The organism is Thiohalobacter thiocyanaticus (assembly GCF_003932505.1).
GTDB lineage: Bacteria > Pseudomonadota > Gammaproteobacteria > Thiohalobacterales > Thiohalobacteraceae > Thiohalobacter > Thiohalobacter thiocyanaticus.
On record NZ_QZMU01000001.1, the window covers coordinates 1,206,010 to 1,220,769 of the forward strand.

The 14,760-nt window shown below is 64.8% G+C and carries 13 protein-coding genes and 2 pseudogenes; 8 read left to right on the plus strand and 7 right to left on the minus strand.

Annotated features, from left to right (window positions below):
- Positions 1-123 precede the first annotated feature (123 nt).
- Positions 124-1,788 carry a diguanylate cyclase gene (locus D6C00_RS05705; protein ID WP_125180817.1) on the minus strand — a complete coding sequence of 555 codons (1,665 nt, stop codon included), beginning with the start codon at positions 1,786-1,788 and terminating at the stop codon, positions 124-126.
- Between the two features lie 254 nt (positions 1,789-2,042).
- Between D6C00_RS05705 and D6C00_RS05710 the strand changes: the two genes are divergently transcribed.
- The gene (locus D6C00_RS05710; RefSeq protein WP_125180819.1) at positions 2,043-2,732 is read left to right on the plus strand and encodes a hypothetical protein; all 690 of its coding nucleotides are present in this window, start codon (positions 2,043-2,045) and stop codon (positions 2,730-2,732) included.
- A gap of 28 nt (positions 2,733-2,760) precedes the next feature.
- Positions 2,761-3,792: a DUF481 domain-containing protein gene (locus D6C00_RS05715; protein WP_125180821.1), complete on the plus strand. Its 1,032-nt coding sequence runs from the start codon at positions 2,761-2,763 to the stop codon at positions 3,790-3,792.
- Positions 3,793-3,950: 158 nt separating this feature from the next.
- On the opposite strand, the gene D6C00_RS05720 is transcribed toward D6C00_RS05715, so the two are convergent.
- On the minus strand, positions 3,951-6,179 hold the full coding sequence (locus tag D6C00_RS05720; protein WP_125180823.1) for a DUF1631 domain-containing protein: 2,229 nt from the start codon (positions 6,177-6,179) through the stop codon (positions 3,951-3,953).
- A gap of 209 nt (positions 6,180-6,388) precedes the next feature.
- On the opposite strand from D6C00_RS05720, the gene D6C00_RS05725 reads away from it, so the two are divergent.
- Positions 6,389-7,288 (plus strand): HDOD domain-containing protein, encoded by a 900-nt coding sequence (locus tag D6C00_RS05725; RefSeq protein ID WP_125180824.1) that lies wholly within the window; start codon positions 6,389-6,391, stop codon positions 7,286-7,288.
- Between the two features lie 61 nt (positions 7,289-7,349).
- A complete protein-coding gene (locus tag D6C00_RS05730; protein ID WP_125180826.1) occupies positions 7,350-7,673 on the plus strand; it encodes a hypothetical protein in 324 nt (107 codons plus the stop codon).
- Between the two features lie 24 nt (positions 7,674-7,697).
- Here D6C00_RS05730 and D6C00_RS05735 read toward each other — a convergent pair whose 3' ends face one another.
- From D6C00_RS05735 to D6C00_RS16020, 4 genes are all read right to left on the minus strand, one after another.
- Positions 7,698-8,366 (minus strand): flagellar brake protein, encoded by a 669-nt coding sequence (locus D6C00_RS05735; RefSeq protein WP_241546906.1) that lies wholly within the window; start codon positions 8,364-8,366, stop codon positions 7,698-7,700.
- 158 nt (positions 8,367-8,524) lie between these two features.
- The gene (locus D6C00_RS05740) at positions 8,525-8,860 is read right to left on the minus strand and encodes a hypothetical protein (RefSeq protein ID WP_125180835.1); all 336 of its coding nucleotides are present in this window, start codon (positions 8,858-8,860) and stop codon (positions 8,525-8,527) included.
- A 64-nt stretch (positions 8,861-8,924) separates the two neighbouring features.
- Entirely contained in the window at positions 8,925-9,560 is a 636-nt protein-coding gene (locus tag D6C00_RS16015; RefSeq protein WP_241546804.1) for a hypothetical protein, read from the minus strand.
- A gap of 171 nt (positions 9,561-9,731) precedes the next feature.
- Positions 9,732-9,911, minus strand: coding sequence for a hypothetical protein (locus tag D6C00_RS16020; protein WP_241546805.1), 180 nt, complete (start codon positions 9,909-9,911; stop codon positions 9,732-9,734).
- 205 nt (positions 9,912-10,116) lie between these two features.
- Here D6C00_RS16020 and D6C00_RS05750 point away from each other — a divergent pair.
- The 3 genes and pseudogenes from D6C00_RS05750 to D6C00_RS05760 all read left to right on the plus strand — a co-directional run bounded on the left by D6C00_RS05750 (position 10,117) and on the right by D6C00_RS05760 (position 12,448).
- Positions 10,117-10,909 (plus strand): annotated as a pseudogene (locus D6C00_RS05750) (ATPase).
- A gap of 13 nt (positions 10,910-10,922) precedes the next feature.
- Positions 10,923-12,030 (plus strand): annotated as a pseudogene (gene metA / locus D6C00_RS05755) (homoserine O-succinyltransferase MetA).
- 85 nt (positions 12,031-12,115) lie between these two features.
- Positions 12,116-12,448, plus strand: coding sequence for a hypothetical protein (locus D6C00_RS05760; protein ID WP_125180837.1), 333 nt, complete (start codon positions 12,116-12,118; stop codon positions 12,446-12,448).
- Positions 12,449-12,776: 328 nt separating this feature from the next.
- On the opposite strand, the gene D6C00_RS05765 is transcribed toward D6C00_RS05760, so the two are convergent.
- Positions 12,777-13,475 carry a pseudouridine synthase gene (locus D6C00_RS05765; RefSeq protein ID WP_125180839.1) on the minus strand — a complete coding sequence of 233 codons (699 nt, stop codon included), beginning with the start codon at positions 13,473-13,475 and terminating at the stop codon, positions 12,777-12,779.
- Between the two features lie 154 nt (positions 13,476-13,629).
- On the opposite strand from D6C00_RS05765, the gene opgC reads away from it, so the two are divergent.
- Positions 13,630-14,709, plus strand: coding sequence for an OpgC domain-containing protein (gene opgC / locus D6C00_RS05770; RefSeq protein WP_125180840.1), 1,080 nt, complete (start codon positions 13,630-13,632; stop codon positions 14,707-14,709).
- Positions 14,710-14,760 lie beyond the last annotated feature (51 nt).

Here is a 14,760-nt window from a genome sequence, read left to right on the forward strand (position 1 = left end):
TGACACGGCAATCTCCAACCGGTTGATTCTGCAGTACGAGATTGCCACGCTGCGTTTATGCCCTCTGGGTACCCGCAATGACGACAAGGTAAGTACCATTCGCCACATGGCCCTTGTTCCAGCCTACTGATCCTCCGCCAGCTCGACCCGGTCGCGGCCGTTCTCCTTGGCCCGGTACAGGGCCCGGTCGGCAGCCTCGGTCAGTTGCGTTGCGTCCGGACAGTCCGGGCACACCGCCACGCCCGCGCTGAGGGTGACCCTGAACACCTGGCCACTGGTGTCCGAGTCATACTCGATCACGTCAAAGGCCCTGCGGATGTCGTCCAGTACCTTGTGCGCGCCCCCGGCATCGGTGTCGGGCAGGACGGCGAGAAATTCCTCGCCGCCGTAGCGCCCGGCGCTGTCGCCGCTGCGCAGGCGTTCACGCAGCAGCCGGCCCAGGCTTTTCAGCACCGTGTCACCGCTCTGGTGACCGTGGGTGTCATTGACCTCCTTGAACCTGTCGAGATCGATCATGGCCACGGCCAACGGACGGCCGCTGCGGCGGGCCCGCTCGATTTCCGTCTCCAGCACCTCCTTGATGCGGGTGTGCTTGAGCAGGCCGGTCAGACTGTCGCGCGAGACGACACTGTCGAGGACGCGGGAACGCCGCGCCCGGCTCCTGACTGCCGAGACCAGGTGCAGATCCCCGATGGGCTTGGTGAGAAAATCATCGCCGCCGGTATAGAGGGCCTCGAGCTGACGCTCGACATCGGTCTCCGTGGACAGAAACACGATCGGCATCCCGACATAGCTGCGATCCTGGCGGATCACCCGGGCCAGCTCGATGCCGGTGCAGGTCGGCAGGTACAGATCCATCAGCACCAGGTCCGGGCGGAAGGCCTCCAGACGCTCGAGCAGGCCCTCGGGCGCATGCACAAGCTCGACCGCCATCCCCGCCTCCTCCAGCACCAGGGCATAATGCTGCGCCAGGGCGACATCGTCGTCGACCAGCAGCACCCGGTAAGGCGCCTGCTCGGACTCGGCGGTCAGACCGTCCAGCCGCTCCACCAGCTCGCTGATCTCCAGCGGTGGCGGCAGGTAGGCGTAACCGCCGACCCGCACCGCCTGCAGCCGCGCCTCGAAACTGCTGTCACGGGCGATGAAGATCACCGGCACCGGGACGGCCCGGCCCGCCTGAAACCGCCGCAGCCATTCCATCAGGTGGCTGTCTGCTGATCCGGTATCCGCCCCGCAGACAAGGACCAGGGGCGGGGCCCGATCGACGGCCTCGGCCAGGGCCTGCACCTCGGGCAGCGCGCGAGCCAGATAGCCGAAGTGCTGCAGCGGCTCGATCAGACGGGCCAGGTCTTCGGCCTGCAGTTCGCTGTACAGATAGACCAGCCGCTCGCCCCGGACCGGCGCCGGGTCGGGTTGGACCCGCGGCAGCGGCCCCGACTGCACCGGGACGATGCTGGCCAGGTGCATCAGTGACTGGATGCGACCCCGGAAACTCTCGCATTCCTCCCGTCGCGGCAACCCGCCCTGATCCACCCATTGCTGGAGCTGGTATTCCATCGCCCGCGCCGTCTGGCCCAGTTCCGGATAACCGAAGGTGGGAGAACCGCCCGCCAGGCTGTGCAGTTCGCGCAGCAGGGTTTCGGCCAGCGCCCCTCTCCAGCCGTCGCGGCACAGCTGCTGCCAGTATTCGTTCAGCCCGGCCAGGCGCTGCGGCAGGGCCTCGCTGTAACGCTCGCGCAGCACCTGCAATTGCGCCTGCACATCCCGTTTGTCACCGGCAGTCGCCATCAGCGAAGTATCCTGTCATTGCATGCCCGAAGCGGCACAATGTACACCGAATCCGCCCCCTTTTCTCACACCTGCGCAGGTTGCCGGAGGATACCGCACAATTCCTGGGTTGTGTTCCGCTTCGGGCTTGGGTAAAAGGGGCCACTGGATTCAGCGGGCAGCGCGAAGACAGACCCCTGGATTCCGCTGCGCCGTATCCATCCGGCGACATACGCATTATGTTCACCTTGAACCCGACACCCGTTACCGATCCTATGAGCGACGACAACAATCCCATCCAGGCCCTGGACACGGGCCAGTCCATGGCCGAGCTGGAACAACTGCTGGCCGACCACCGCCAGCACCTGGAAGCCCTGCCGGAGACCGCCCCGGCCGCTGACCGGGCCCGGGTCCGGCTCGACATCGCCGAGGCCCTGCTCGGTCTGGGCCGCAATGCCGAGGCCTGGGACGAGGCCCGTGCGATCTTCGACACCTTCATCGACCATGAACTGTGGCAGGAAGCGGTCGAGGCCTGCGACATCCTCTATCGCTGCGACCAGCCGGAGTCGATCATCGCCCTGGCCAACGGCACCTGGCTGGCGGTCACCTACCCGATCGAGGCGGCCACCAGCGTGACCATGCTGCACCACATCGTCGACGAGACCCCGGAGCGCTCCGACGGCGGCGCCGTGGCCGCGGCGGCGGCGCACTACCTCGCCGACCTGCGTACCGAGGGCAAGGAGCACGAGAGCCTCACCTTCCTGACCGCCCAGATCCTGGGCCGGGTGGCCGAACGCCATCGCGACATCAAGGACCCGAAGATGATCAACATCTGGATGGAGGCACTGCAGCTCAACGACCCGGGTGAATTCCTGCCCCGGCTGGGCCAGGTGCTGGAGGTGATCATCGACGGCAACTGGTGGTACGATCGCGACGCCCTGCGCGCGCGGCTGCCGGTGAATTGATGCGCGGGTGAGGAGTGAGGAGAGAAAAATGAGAAGAACGGGCCTGCCCATCCCATGCCCGACGCTGGCACTTGCCCTGCTGCTGACCAGTACCGGTGCCGACGCCGACACCCTGATCATGAACAACGGCGACCGCCTCACCGGGACGGTGGTCACCAAGCGGGAAAACATCCTGACCCTGGACACGCCCTATGCCGGCACGCTCAGTATCCAGTGGTCCGAGGTCAGGCAACTGATCAGCGAGAAGCCGGTGCAGGTCATCCTGGAGGACGAGACGCGTCTGACCGGAACCCTGCTGCCCACCGAGGACGGCAAGGTACGGATCAGGGCCGACGAGGTCATGGAGACCGCGCCCATCGCACTGTCCGCGGTGCGTTATATCAATCCGCCGGTCGAGGTCAACGGCGGGGTCCGGATCAAGGGCCGGGTCAATGTGGGCGTGAATATCAGCAGCGGCAACACCGATACCGAGCAGTATCATCTGGACACCGAGGTGGTGGCCCGCACGCTGGAAAACCGCTTCACCGTCGGCGCGACCTTCAACCGCACCACCGACAGCGGCACCGAGACCGAGTCCAACGCCACCGGCTACGGCAAGTACGACCACTTCGTCAGCGAAAAATGGTACAACTATGCCAATGCCCTGTTCACCCGCGACGAGCTCAAGGACCTGAAACTGCGTACCACTCTCGGCCTGGGCTCGGGCTATCAGTTCTTTGAGTCCGAACCGCTGAATCTGTCACTGGAAGGCGGTCTGACCTATGTCAACGAGGACTTCTACGACAAGGAGGACGAGAGCTACCCGGCCGGCCGCTGGGCGCTGAACTACGACCGCCTGCTGTTCGGCAGCCGGATACGCTTCTTCCATTATCATGAAGGCCTGGCCGGGCTGGAGGACGTCGACGACATAATGATTCTGAGCCGGACCGGATTGCGGGCCCCGCTGGGACAGGGCCTGACCGCCACCGCCCAGGTCGATGTGGACTGGGACAACACCCCGGCCGTCGGCAATGACAGCACGGATACGCGCTATCTGCTCAACGTGGGCTATGAGTGGTAACGGCCGGGGCGGGCTGTGTCGGTCGGGCAAGGGTTTCCGAGCTTAGCGTGCAAACTGCGCACATGCGCCCGGAAACCCTTGCCCGACCGACACAGATTCCGCATACAGCGAGCGTTGCCGGGGACCCTGTACTCAGCTGCTGAATCAGCCCCTGAGTGTCACCCCGCCTGCTGCAGCCCGTCCAGCATGCGGCCGGCGGCACGGTCCATCAGTGCACCGTCCTCAATGACACTGGCGTTGCCGCACTGGAATTCCGCCGCCAGGCTGTGCTGGGTCCTCTCGGCGGCCTTCATGCCCTTGCGGTCGGTGAACAGATACTTGCCGGTGACAGGGCTGACCCAGGTCAGTTTGGCCCGGATGGTCTGACCCTGCTCATCACGCAACTCCAGCCAGGTTCCCTGCCTGAGCCTGGACACCAGATCGAGGTACTCCGGCTTGAGGTCGACCATGTCGATGCCGTCATCGGCCGCCTCCAGCGATTCGCTATCGCCGGCCAGTTCCACTTCCTCGGCTTCGATCACGCCCTCCTCGACCAGCTGGCGGAAGGTGGCCGACGTGACCTCGAGGGCCTCGGCCTCCAGCTCGGCCACGGCCTGGGGCGGCACCGGCGCACCGGCGCCCGGGTTGCGCAGATAATCATAGACCGCACCCTGCTCCTGCAGACTGGACGCCGTACTGGAACCGGCATTGACTACCCGGGCATGACACCCGGCGAGCTGGGCCAGGAAGTGATCCCGCTCCTCCTGGCGCATGGCGATCAGCTGCATGCCTTCGCGCAAGACCTGCAGCAGGCTGGGCAGCACCTTGACCAGGCGGGCCCGTTCCTCGGTCGTCTTGGGCGTGACGCTCCACACCAGGTTGTCCATGGTCACCAGCGCGCGCTTCCAGCCGTAGCTGCCCTCACCTTCCTTGACATAGGTCACCAGCAGCATGCTGCGCCAGTGCGTGCTGATGAAGCGCTGCACCAGTTCCGGCACACCGCTCTGCTCAAGGCGCTGGTTGATCTCCGCTTCGACCCGTCCCTTGGCGCCCTGCAGGCGCTCGCGCGACTCGGCCATACGCGCGGCCGTGGTCGCACGCTGCTGAGCCGCTGCCTGCTCCTCGCGCAGGAACTGCTCGAAATCCTCCACCAGCGGCTCGAACAGGGCGGCATCGTCTTCATACTCGTCCAGGATATGCTGAACCACCCCGTCGACCTTGCGGTAGACGGCGTCCTCCTTGCCCAGGGTCTCGTCCCAGCCGATGGCGGCCTCGGCGAGCAGGTTGAGCAGGCGGCGGGCGGGATGCTTGCGCCTGGAGATGAAGCGCCTGTCATGCAGCGCCACCTTCAGCAGCGGAATCTGCAGACGGCCGATCAGCGCCTTCATCGGATCCGGGATGGACTTGTCCTCAAGGATATAGTCGAACAGCATGGCGATGACGTCGATGGTCATGCCGTCCGGCTGACTCAGGCCGCGGCCGGCCTCTGATTCGCGCAGCTGATGCAGCACGTTGACCAGGCCGCTGGCAAGCGCCTGCGGATCCAGCATCCCCTCGAAACGCCCGGCCATACCCGGCCCGGCCTGCTGCAGTTCCTGCAGCGCGGACATGAAATGCTGCTGGGCGGGCGTGGAGGCCTGGCTCTGGCCCAGGGCCTGGTCGCCGGCAATCAGCCGCTCGAGCTGGGCAAAAACATCGTCCTTGTCGGAGGCATCCGAGTCGCCGCGGCCGCGCGTCGGCAGCACGGGCAGAATCTGGTTGTCCACCAGCAGGGCATTGAGTTCGGCATAGATGGCGTTGACCGTGGCGCTGACCACATAGCGGTCGAACAGCTTGAACATGACCAGCTTGACCGACAGGCCCACGTCCAGCTGCTTGCAGGCCTGCTGGAAGGCATGACAGACGACAGCCGGTCCGAGCGGATTGCTCTCGTTGGTGATCTCATCCTGTCCCGTGAGCACGGCCAGCCGCTGGTTGAGTCCGTCCAGCTCGACCCCGCCGATCATCTCCAGCTTGCTGATCATGTCCTGGATGGCGATGTCCTCTTCCAGGTCCTGCTCGTCCATCAGGCTGAGTTCGAGTCGGGTCTCGCCTTCCGCCTGTGCGAGCTCGATGCCGCATTCCTTCAGCGCCCGGTCGAAGCCGCTGATGAACTCGCGCTGGAAGCCGATTTCGACATCGCTGCGCTTGAGGCGCAGATCGCGCATGGCCTGAAAATAGGCGCTCTGGGCCTGTTCGTCCTTTTCCGAGAGCTCGTACAACCGGTCGTCGACCTTGGCCATCATGGCGGTCAATGCCCGCTTGAGCCGGTCGGCGGCCAGGCTGCGGCAGCGGTCGAGCAGGCCCAGCGTGGTATCGCGATCCAGCTCGGTGCGGGCCTTGAATTGGTCGATGTGGATGATGTTCATGACGACAACCTCTCGCGGATGTGCTCTTGCCGCTGTTGCGGTCCGGCAGGCTGCTTTCTGAAGCCTTGAGGGAGAAGTAACACAGGGTAATCGTCAAATTTGTGACGGGCGGCGCAAATCCACGGACGCTGCGGCCGTCAGGGTCAATTTGCGTGAACCGGCGCCGACATGCTTTCCAGAACCGACACAACCGCACGAGGCCCGTCGCCATGCAGCAGCCGGAATCACATGCCACCCATGACCTCGCTCCGGACCTGATCGAGGAGATCGTCGACGACGTCGCTTATCTGGTTTCCCCGCCCGATGTCTGCGTGAAGGTCTTCGATCTGATCGAGTCCAACGACGCCTCGGCCCGGGAGATCGGCGATGTCATCAGCCATGATCCCAGCCTGACGGCCAGGCTGCTCAGACTGGTCAACAGTTCCTATTTCAACTTCCCGCGCCGGATCGACACCATCAGCCGGGCGGTGACGGTGCTCGGGGTGCGGGAACTCTACAGCCTGGTGATCGCTGTCACGGCCATCCGCTCCTTTTCCAACCTGCCGGTGAAACTGGTCAATATCGACACCTTCTGGCGGCATTCACTCTACTCCGGCATCATTGCGCGCAACCTGGCCCGGCAGTGCCGGATCCTGCACCCGGAACGGCTGTTCGTCGGCGGCCTGCTGCACGATATCGGCAGCCTGGCCCTGTACGCCCGCCAGCCCGAACTGATGCGTGACCTGCTGCTGGTCAGCGACGGCGACGAAGCCATCCTGCACCAGGCCGAGCTGGCCGAGCTGGGCTTCTCCCACGCCGATGTGGGCGGGGCCCTGGCCGAGCGCTGGCACCTGCCCGAGGCCATGTGCGAGGCGATCCGCTATCACCATATCCCCGCCTACGCCGCCTCGGCCCGGATCGAGGCGGCCATCGTCCATCTGGCCGAGACCCTGGCCAACCGCTCGGAGATCGGCGCCTTCGCCGAGTCCGCCGCGCCGGAAACCCCGATCGATCCGGTGGTGTGGGAGATACTGGAACTCAGGGCTGAAGATTTCGACGCCGCGGCCGTTATCGGGGAGGCGGGGAACCAGTTCACCGACACCGCCGGGCTGTTGCTGGCCCGGGCCTGAGCCGGGCCACGCCTCCTCCCCGGCTGGAATCGAGACCAGTAAAGCCTTAAAATTCAGAAAGATGGTTACAATCAACACCAACTACCGCCCCGACGACCTGGGCACCCGGGCCCTGGAGCGGGAAAACACCGGCCCGAAGGAAACCAAGGCCGTCAGCGCAACTGCGCCCAAGCCGGCCATCGCCGGCACCGAGGCGCGTCCCGAGCCCGAAAGCCCACCCCCCGGGGTACAGCCACGCCAACACGAGCGGCGCAAGGGCCGCGACCGGCGCCAACGGGACATCCCGGTCCTGCTCGACACCCGGAACAATCGCGAACGCCGCCGCAATCCCGAGAAGGTCGACGCGGACGAGCCGCCGGTGCGCGGCATCGATGTCTTTACCTGAGTGAGGTAACGCTGAGAGCCGAAATCAGCCCCCGGCGCCGCGGTGCTCGACCACCTTGTTGCCGATGTACTCCTCGATGAAGGCCATAGCCTGGTGATTCAGCCCGGCGAACTCCACGCCATGGTGGTAGACCCGCTTGCCGGCATTGCTGCTCATTTCCTCGCGCACATAGCGCACCTCGCAGGGCAGCACCAGGCGTTTGCCGCCGGTGCTGCCGTTCAGGCTCGGGATCTCGATGGAGAAACGCTCCCCGACCTCGCCCAGGCGGATGCCGGCCACCAGCCGGGCCCCGGTCATGCTGATGTCGGCCAGGGCCACCGACAGCTTCTGGCCCTGTTCCTCCATCACCAGCATCATGGCCATGTCGTTGACCGGGACGCGCGAGGCGCGCCGCCCCCGCACACTCTGCACGCCCTCGGGGAAGGCGACGTGCAGGTAGGGGTAGGGGTCGGTGCAGGTGCACAGAACACGCGACTGGAACTGGTACAGGCTGTCGCCGGCCTCGAAGCGGATCAGGACCGGCTCCCCTGCCGCCAGCGCCATGCACACACCATCCCGCTCGGGCCAGCTGAGCATGACCGAATGCGGTTCCATGTAACCCAGCAGGGTGACCGTGCGACTGCAGTCGTCGCTTTCCGCCTCCAGCTGCAGGCGGCTGCCGACCACCAGATTGAAGGGATGGCATGCCATCATCACGAAAATCCTCCGGAATTTACACAGTCCCTGGACCCGAACAAAGCCGCCTTCAGCGCGGCTGTGCGCCTGTTCGCAAGGCGCCGGCCCGCCGCTGCAGCACTCCTACAGCAAGGAACGGCAACGCCGTTCGGGTTCAGGGATTGTAGCGGCAGATTTCAGCCGAACTGCAGGCTGACCTCGAAGCTGTCCGCGGTCTCGGTGACCCGGATGGCGGCCAGTTCCGGCAGCCGGGTGGCGACATAGGCGCACCAGAGGGTGGCGGCGGAATCATCGTGCGCGCGCGCCAGCTGGTTGAGCAGCTGCTCGATGGCAAAGTGCGCCTTCTGCTCCGTGGTGGGCGTCTCGATACGGCCCTGGGGCAGATCCACGCCCCGGTCCAGCTCCAGCTCCAGCGCCTCCAGGCGGTTGCGTACCTGTCCGGGCAGGGGGCGGCCGCGGTCGAATTCCAGCCGCTTGCCGTCGTTGATATAGACCGCCAGATTCATGCTCATGCCTGTGTCTCCCCTTGCCCGGCGGGCATGATAGCGCATTGGCGCCCCGGCAATCCCGCACGCTTCAGACGGATGAACCGCGGATTCCGCTCCAGAAGGGCATGTCGTGATCGAGGAACTCGGCATAGGGCAGGTAGTGGCTGCCGTCGCAGGAGAAGGTCAGCGCCACCAGCCCGTTGAAGATATTGAGCGAGCCGGAGCGCAGATAGATGGTCTCGTCAGCGAAACGCAGCTCACGGAAGCTGTTCAGGATTTCCCGCACCCGCTCGGCCGGCACCACGGCCTTGTCGGGATAGGGGGTGCGGCCGAAGGCCATGCACACATCCGGGTCGATGAGCGCATCCAGATCCAGCAGGCGGTAACGGTAGGGATCGTCAACGAACCAGACCGTGGCGCGATTGCTGGAAAAATGCAGGATGCAGTGAAACACACCGTGATCGATGATCAGTTCCTCCATGATGGCAAGCACGTCGCGGATATGCCGGTCCAGTTCGGTCTCGGTGCGGGTCTGCAGAAAGACATTGCGGCGGATGGCCGGATCGCCCTTGAGCTGACGCCAGTGATGCGGTTCGTCGTACAGCTTGCGGGTCAGAGGGAGATCGCGCAGATCGAAGTCCGCGCCCAGAAAGCCCACGATCCCGTCATCCCGGCGGATCACCTGGACCGCCGTGATCGAGGGCCGGTGGGCGCGCAGGCTCATTAGGATTCGACCGCTGCATACCCTCGATCGGCCAGCACCCGTTCATGTAGGGGCGGCTGTGAACGTCGCGCCGAAATGCTCTGGAAGCCGCCCTGGGGCCTGGCGTTTTTCGCAGATCTGGCTGGCCGTGCTTGTCGGGTCACGTACAGGAACACTCTGCAATAGGGCCGCTCATGCAGGCCGGAAACCATGGCTGGTGAGCATTCCCCTCGGACATGATCCGGGGGCGCAGCGCTCGGCCAGGCGCTGCAGCGGGATGGTGATCATCCCCGCCAGCGCCTGGCGCTGGCGGGCGATGCTCGCCTGGAGGCCGTCGCCGGCCGTATCGGATTCGAGTGTGGCGTCATTCATAGTTCAAACCAGGTACCAGGTATCGGGTGCATGATAGCCAATCAGGGTTACAGAACCCAGTCATCGACAGGCGTGTGTCACCCATGCCGAAAATCCCTTAGAATACAGGCAGGCAATCCACTTACCGGCAGGCGGGAGACGGCGTGTGAAGCTGAGCGCGAAGGAATTCCGGGACTGGGACAACAAGTGCATCACCCTGCTGGGCATGTCCGGGGTGGGCAAGACCCGACTGTCGAACCTCCTGCGCCGACGCAACTGGTTCCATTTCTCCGGCGACTACCGCATCGGCACCCGCTACCTGGACGAGTCCATCCTGGACAACATCAAGCTCCAGGCCATGCAGATCCCCTTTCTGCGCGACCTGCTGCGTTCGGATTCCATCCAGGTCATCAACAATATCACAGTCGACAACCTGCAGCCGGTTTCCAGCTTCCTCGGCAAGCTGGGCAATCCGAGCCTGGGCGGCCTGGGCCTGAAGGAGTTCAAGCGCCGCCAGGCCCTGCACCATGCCGCCGAGATCGCCGCCATGCGCGACGTGCCCGAGTTCATCGGCAAGGCGAGGCAGATCTACGGCTACCAGCATTTCATCAACGACGCGGGCGGCAGCGTGTGCGAGCTGGATGATCCGCCGACCCTGGAGGCCCTGGCGGAAAACACCCTGATCCTCTACATCCAGGCCACCGACAAGGACGAGAAGGCCCTGATCCATCGTGCCGAGCGCTCGCCCAAGCCGCTGTACTACCGCGAGGCCTTTCTGGACACACAGCTCGAGGCCTACATGCAGGAAAATGATCTACCCTATGTGGCCCTGATCAAACCCCGACGACTTCGTGCGCTGGATCTTTCCGCACCTGTTCTACTCCCGCATCCCGCGCTACGAGGCGATTGCCCAGCAGCACGGCTACACCATCACCACCGACGAACTGCACCGGGTCCGCGACGAGAACGACTTCCTGGACCTGGTCTGCGACGTCCTGGACAGGGCCTGTCAACACTAATGAGGTAGTACGCATGCCACTGGTCGCCAACTCCGAACTGCCCGCCTTCGATCGCCTGCGCGGCGAGGGCGAGACCATCATCACCAACGACGAGGCCGTGCGTCAGGATATCCGCGAGCTGCACATCGGCCTGCTGAACATGATGCCGGATGCAGCACTTGCCGCCACCGAGCGCCAGTTCTTCCGGCTCATCGGCGAAAGCAACCAGATCGCCCAGTTCTACATCCACCCCTTCACGCTCAGGGAACTCAAGCGCGGGCCGGAGGGACAGGCACATGTGGAGCGTTATTACGAACCCTTCGACCGCATCAAGGAGGAAGGCCTGGATGCGCTCATCATCACCGGCGCCAACGTGGTCGGCCCGGAGCTGTCGGCACAGCCCTTCTGGGATCCGCTGATCGAGGTCATCGACTGGGCCTACGAGAATGTCACCTCCACCGTCTGCTCCTGCCTGGCCACCCATGCGGTGATGGAATTCCGCTATGGTCGCAAGCGCCGGCCGCTGGGCTTCAAGCGCTGGGGGGTGTATCCGCACCGGGTCATGCGCCGGCGCCACCCCCTGGTCAGCGGCATGAATACCCGCTTCGATGTCCCGCACTCGCGCTTCAACCAGGTCGACCGCGAGGACTTCGAGGCCGCCGGCCTGCATATCCTGGTGGAAAGCGAGGAGGCCGATGTGCACCTGGCCGTGAGCGAGGACGGCTTCCGGCTGATCTTCTTCCAGGGCCATCCGGAGTACGACGCCATCAGCCTGCTCAAGGAATACAAGCGCGAGATCAGGCACTTCATCAACGGCGAGCGGGACGATTACCCGCCGTTTCCCGACAACTATTTCAGTCTCACCGTCCAGGCCATCCTGGACGAGCACCAGGACCAGCTGGTGCTCGTCCAGGGCGCTGGAACGCGGCGACCCGCTGCCGGAACTGCCCGAGGCCCTGATCACACGCTGGCTGGACAATACCTGGCACGACAGCGCCGAAGCGGTCATCAACAACTGGATCGGCAAGGTCTACCAGACCACCAACATCGACCGCCGCTTTCCCTTCAAGGACAGCGTGGATCCGCACAACCCCCTGGGGCTGAAGCCGCTCGACGACAGCGTTCCCGCCCCCGGCTTCTGAGCCCGGCGCTCAGTCAGTCCACAGGTTCGGTACCGGATACAACGACAGACACCTGCATTCCACGGCCTGCAACAGGGAGTCCCCAATGCGTTTTCATCAGCTCAGGATCGGAGACCGGTTCCGGTTGGAGGGAGAGATCTATACCAAACACAATGCCCTGCTGGCCGTGCATGCCGCCAGCGGCCGACAGCAGCTGATCAAGCGCTCGGCCGCCGTCGAGCCCTGCCCTTCCGAGACGACCGCCGCGGCGCCCGCCCACCGTGAAGTTCCGGCCGCCGTCGTACTGGAGGCCTTCGACGCCTTTTACGATCAATGCCGGCAGCTGCTGGCCGGGTGCGGCAACGACGGACAGCTAAACGCACGGCTGGAACAGGCCCGCCGGGTTTTCCTGGATCAGCTGCAGAACAGCTCTTCGTAGGCCGGAACAAACGCAGAACTCCCGCCCCGCTCAAGCCGGTGCCGGGCAGGCGAGGCTTACTTACGGGCGCATGTGCGCCGTTTGCACGCTAAGCCCGTAAGCCTCGCCCGCCCGGCACTGGCCTGCCCCAGCTTCGATGGTGCCGGTTGATCAGTGCCGTGCCAGCGGCGGGAACCCTTTTGAGGGCTTAGCGTGCAAACTTCGCACATGCGCCCTCAAAAGGGTTCCCGCCACTGACACTGGTTCACCAGAGTGAATCAGCCCGATCCGCGATATACACAGTATTCTCTGCAACCCCGTCTGAGGTCGGAAACGGGCCTGCATTCCCTCAATCAACCACCGCCTGCCTGATCTCCTCCGCTGTCAGCACCCGCCACTGCCCCGGGGCCAGACCGGGATCCAGTTCCAGCGGCCCGATGGCCTCCCGGTGCAGTGCCACCACCCGGTTGCCGACGGCGGCGCACATGCGCTTGACCTGGTGATAGCGCCCCTCGGTCAGGGTCAGCAGGATGGTGGTGGAATCCAGGATTTCGAGCCCGGCCGACCGCGTCGGAGTGATCTCGCCCCGCAGCACCACGCCTTCGCGCAGGGCAGCGGCCTGGACGTCGGTCAGGGGCCCGGCCAGGCTCACGCGGTAGCGCTTGGGGCAGCGCCGCCGCGGCGAGGTCAACCGATGCGACCAGTCGCCGTCATCCGTGATCAGCACCAGGCCCGAGGCCGACAGATCCAGCCGCCCCGCCGCATGCAGCCCGGCACGCGGCTCCACTCCGAGCAGGTCCAGCACCGTGGGATGCCGATCGTGGCGGGTCACGCTGACCCAGCCCACCGGCTTGTGCAGCATGAAGTAGCGCGGGCCGGTCGCATTGAGCGGTTCGCCGTCCAGCCGCACCTCGGCCGTGTCCGCGAGCGGCGCCGACGGATCGCTTACCCGGGCCCCGGCCACCGTCACCCGGCCGCGGCGGATCGCCTGCCGGGCGCGGGAACGGGTCAGGGCAGTGTTCTGGCTGAGAAAGCGGTCAAGGCGCATCCGGCCATTGTACGGACAACCGGAACACAATCACTACGCGCCGCTGCGCATGGCCGGAAGGCATTGAATAGCATGGCAATCGTGGTCAATGTTAAATTACGGCCAGCGGTCGCCGCTAAGCTGATATCCCGACACGCAGAATAAAGTTGTATCCATGCACCGTGACCGCTCCCTCGATGTTCTCCGGGGCCTGTTTCTCATCGTCATCACCTTCGACCACTTCGGCGGTACCCTGCGCACACTGACCTGGCAGACCTTCGGCTATGTTTCCGCCGCCGAGGGCTTCATCTTTCTTTCCGGCTACATGTCGGGCCTGGTCTATGGCCGGCCGGGATATCCGCGGGTGACGGCCCATTGCCTGCAACGTGCGCTGCAGATCTACGGCTTTCATCTGTTCATCGTCGTCTGCCTGATCACTCTCTCCCTGTCCAGCAGCCTCTATGCCGGCTACTGGCGCGGCTATGTACCGCTGTATTCCGAGGCGCCCTGGACGGGCCTGGGACTGAGCGCCGTGCTGCTGTACAACCCGAACTTTCTGTCCATCCTGCCCCTGTACGTGATTTTCCTGGCCCTGACTCCCCTGCTGCTGCAGGCCCACCGGCGTGGCTGGAGCGCGGGTATCCTCACGGCCAGCCTGCTGTTGTGGTGGGCCAGCCAGCACGGTCTGCGCGAGACGCTGCTCCAGGCACTGCCGCTGGACCGGGAACAACTGGCCCCCGGCCTGTTCGATATCACGGCCTGGCAACTGCTGTTCATCGCCGGCAACTGGCTGGGGTATCGGCGGGCAAAGGCTCTGCCGTTCAGGGTTCCGACCTCTCCCTCCCTTCTGCCGGTCGCTGTTGTCGGAGTGTCACTGCTCATGGCCTGGCGCCACGGCTGGCTGCCGGCCCCGGAATGGATCGAGGCCGGTCATTCCCGCCGCACCCTGGAATGGGTACGACTGATCAATTTCGCCCTCGTCGCCTGGCTGTTCGTCTGGCTGCTCAAACCCCGGCACTGGTTTGCCCGGCTGCGGTTTCCGGCCCGGCTCGGGGAGAATTCGCTGGATGTCTACAGCTGGAGCATCCTGGCGATATTTCTCGCCATGCCCCTGACCTGGCGTGCCCATGCCGCCGGGCCGCTGATCGACATCCTGGCCGCTCTGGCCTTCGTCGCCCTGCTGTTCGTACCGGTCCTGATCAAGCCGCATTTCCGGAATGTCTCACGCGGCCTGCGCCTGGCATGGAGCAGATGACGGGCTGCGCTGCGCTTCTCCTCACTCCTCACTCCTCACTGCAATAAAAAA

Bases quoted from the DNA above. Each gene is read 5' to 3' on its own strand.
- D6C00_RS05705 (WP_125180817.1), bottom strand. From the start codon at position 1,788: ATGGCGACTGCCGGTGACAAACGGGATGTGCAGGCGCAATTGCAGGTG.
- D6C00_RS05710 (WP_125180819.1), top strand. From the start codon at position 2,043: ATGAGCGACGACAACAATCCCATCCAGGCCCTGGACACGGGCCAGTCC.
- D6C00_RS05715 (WP_125180821.1), top strand. From the start codon at position 2,761: ATGAGAAGAACGGGCCTGCCCATCCCATGCCCGACGCTGGCACTTGCC.
- D6C00_RS05720 (WP_125180823.1), bottom strand. From the start codon at position 6,179: ATGAACATCATCCACATCGACCAATTCAAGGCCCGCACCGAGCTGGAT.
- D6C00_RS05725 (WP_125180824.1), top strand. From the start codon at position 6,389: ATGCAGCAGCCGGAATCACATGCCACCCATGACCTCGCTCCGGACCTG.
- D6C00_RS05730 (WP_125180826.1), top strand. From the start codon at position 7,350: ATGGTTACAATCAACACCAACTACCGCCCCGACGACCTGGGCACCCGG.
- D6C00_RS05735 (WP_241546906.1), bottom strand. From the start codon at position 8,366: ATGATGGCATGCCATCCCTTCAATCTGGTGGTCGGCAGCCGCCTGCAG.
- D6C00_RS05740 (WP_125180835.1), bottom strand. From the start codon at position 8,860: ATGAGCATGAATCTGGCGGTCTATATCAACGACGGCAAGCGGCTGGAA.
- D6C00_RS16015 (WP_241546804.1), bottom strand. From the start codon at position 9,560: ATGAGCCTGCGCGCCCACCGGCCCTCGATCACGGCGGTCCAGGTGATC.
- D6C00_RS16020 (WP_241546805.1), bottom strand. From the start codon at position 9,911: ATGAATGACGCCACACTCGAATCCGATACGGCCGGCGACGGCCTCCAG.
- D6C00_RS05760 (WP_125180837.1), top strand. From the start codon at position 12,116: ATGCGTTTTCATCAGCTCAGGATCGGAGACCGGTTCCGGTTGGAGGGA.
- D6C00_RS05765 (WP_125180839.1), bottom strand. From the start codon at position 13,475: ATGCGCCTTGACCGCTTTCTCAGCCAGAACACTGCCCTGACCCGTTCC.
- opgC (WP_125180840.1), top strand. From the start codon at position 13,630: ATGCACCGTGACCGCTCCCTCGATGTTCTCCGGGGCCTGTTTCTCATC.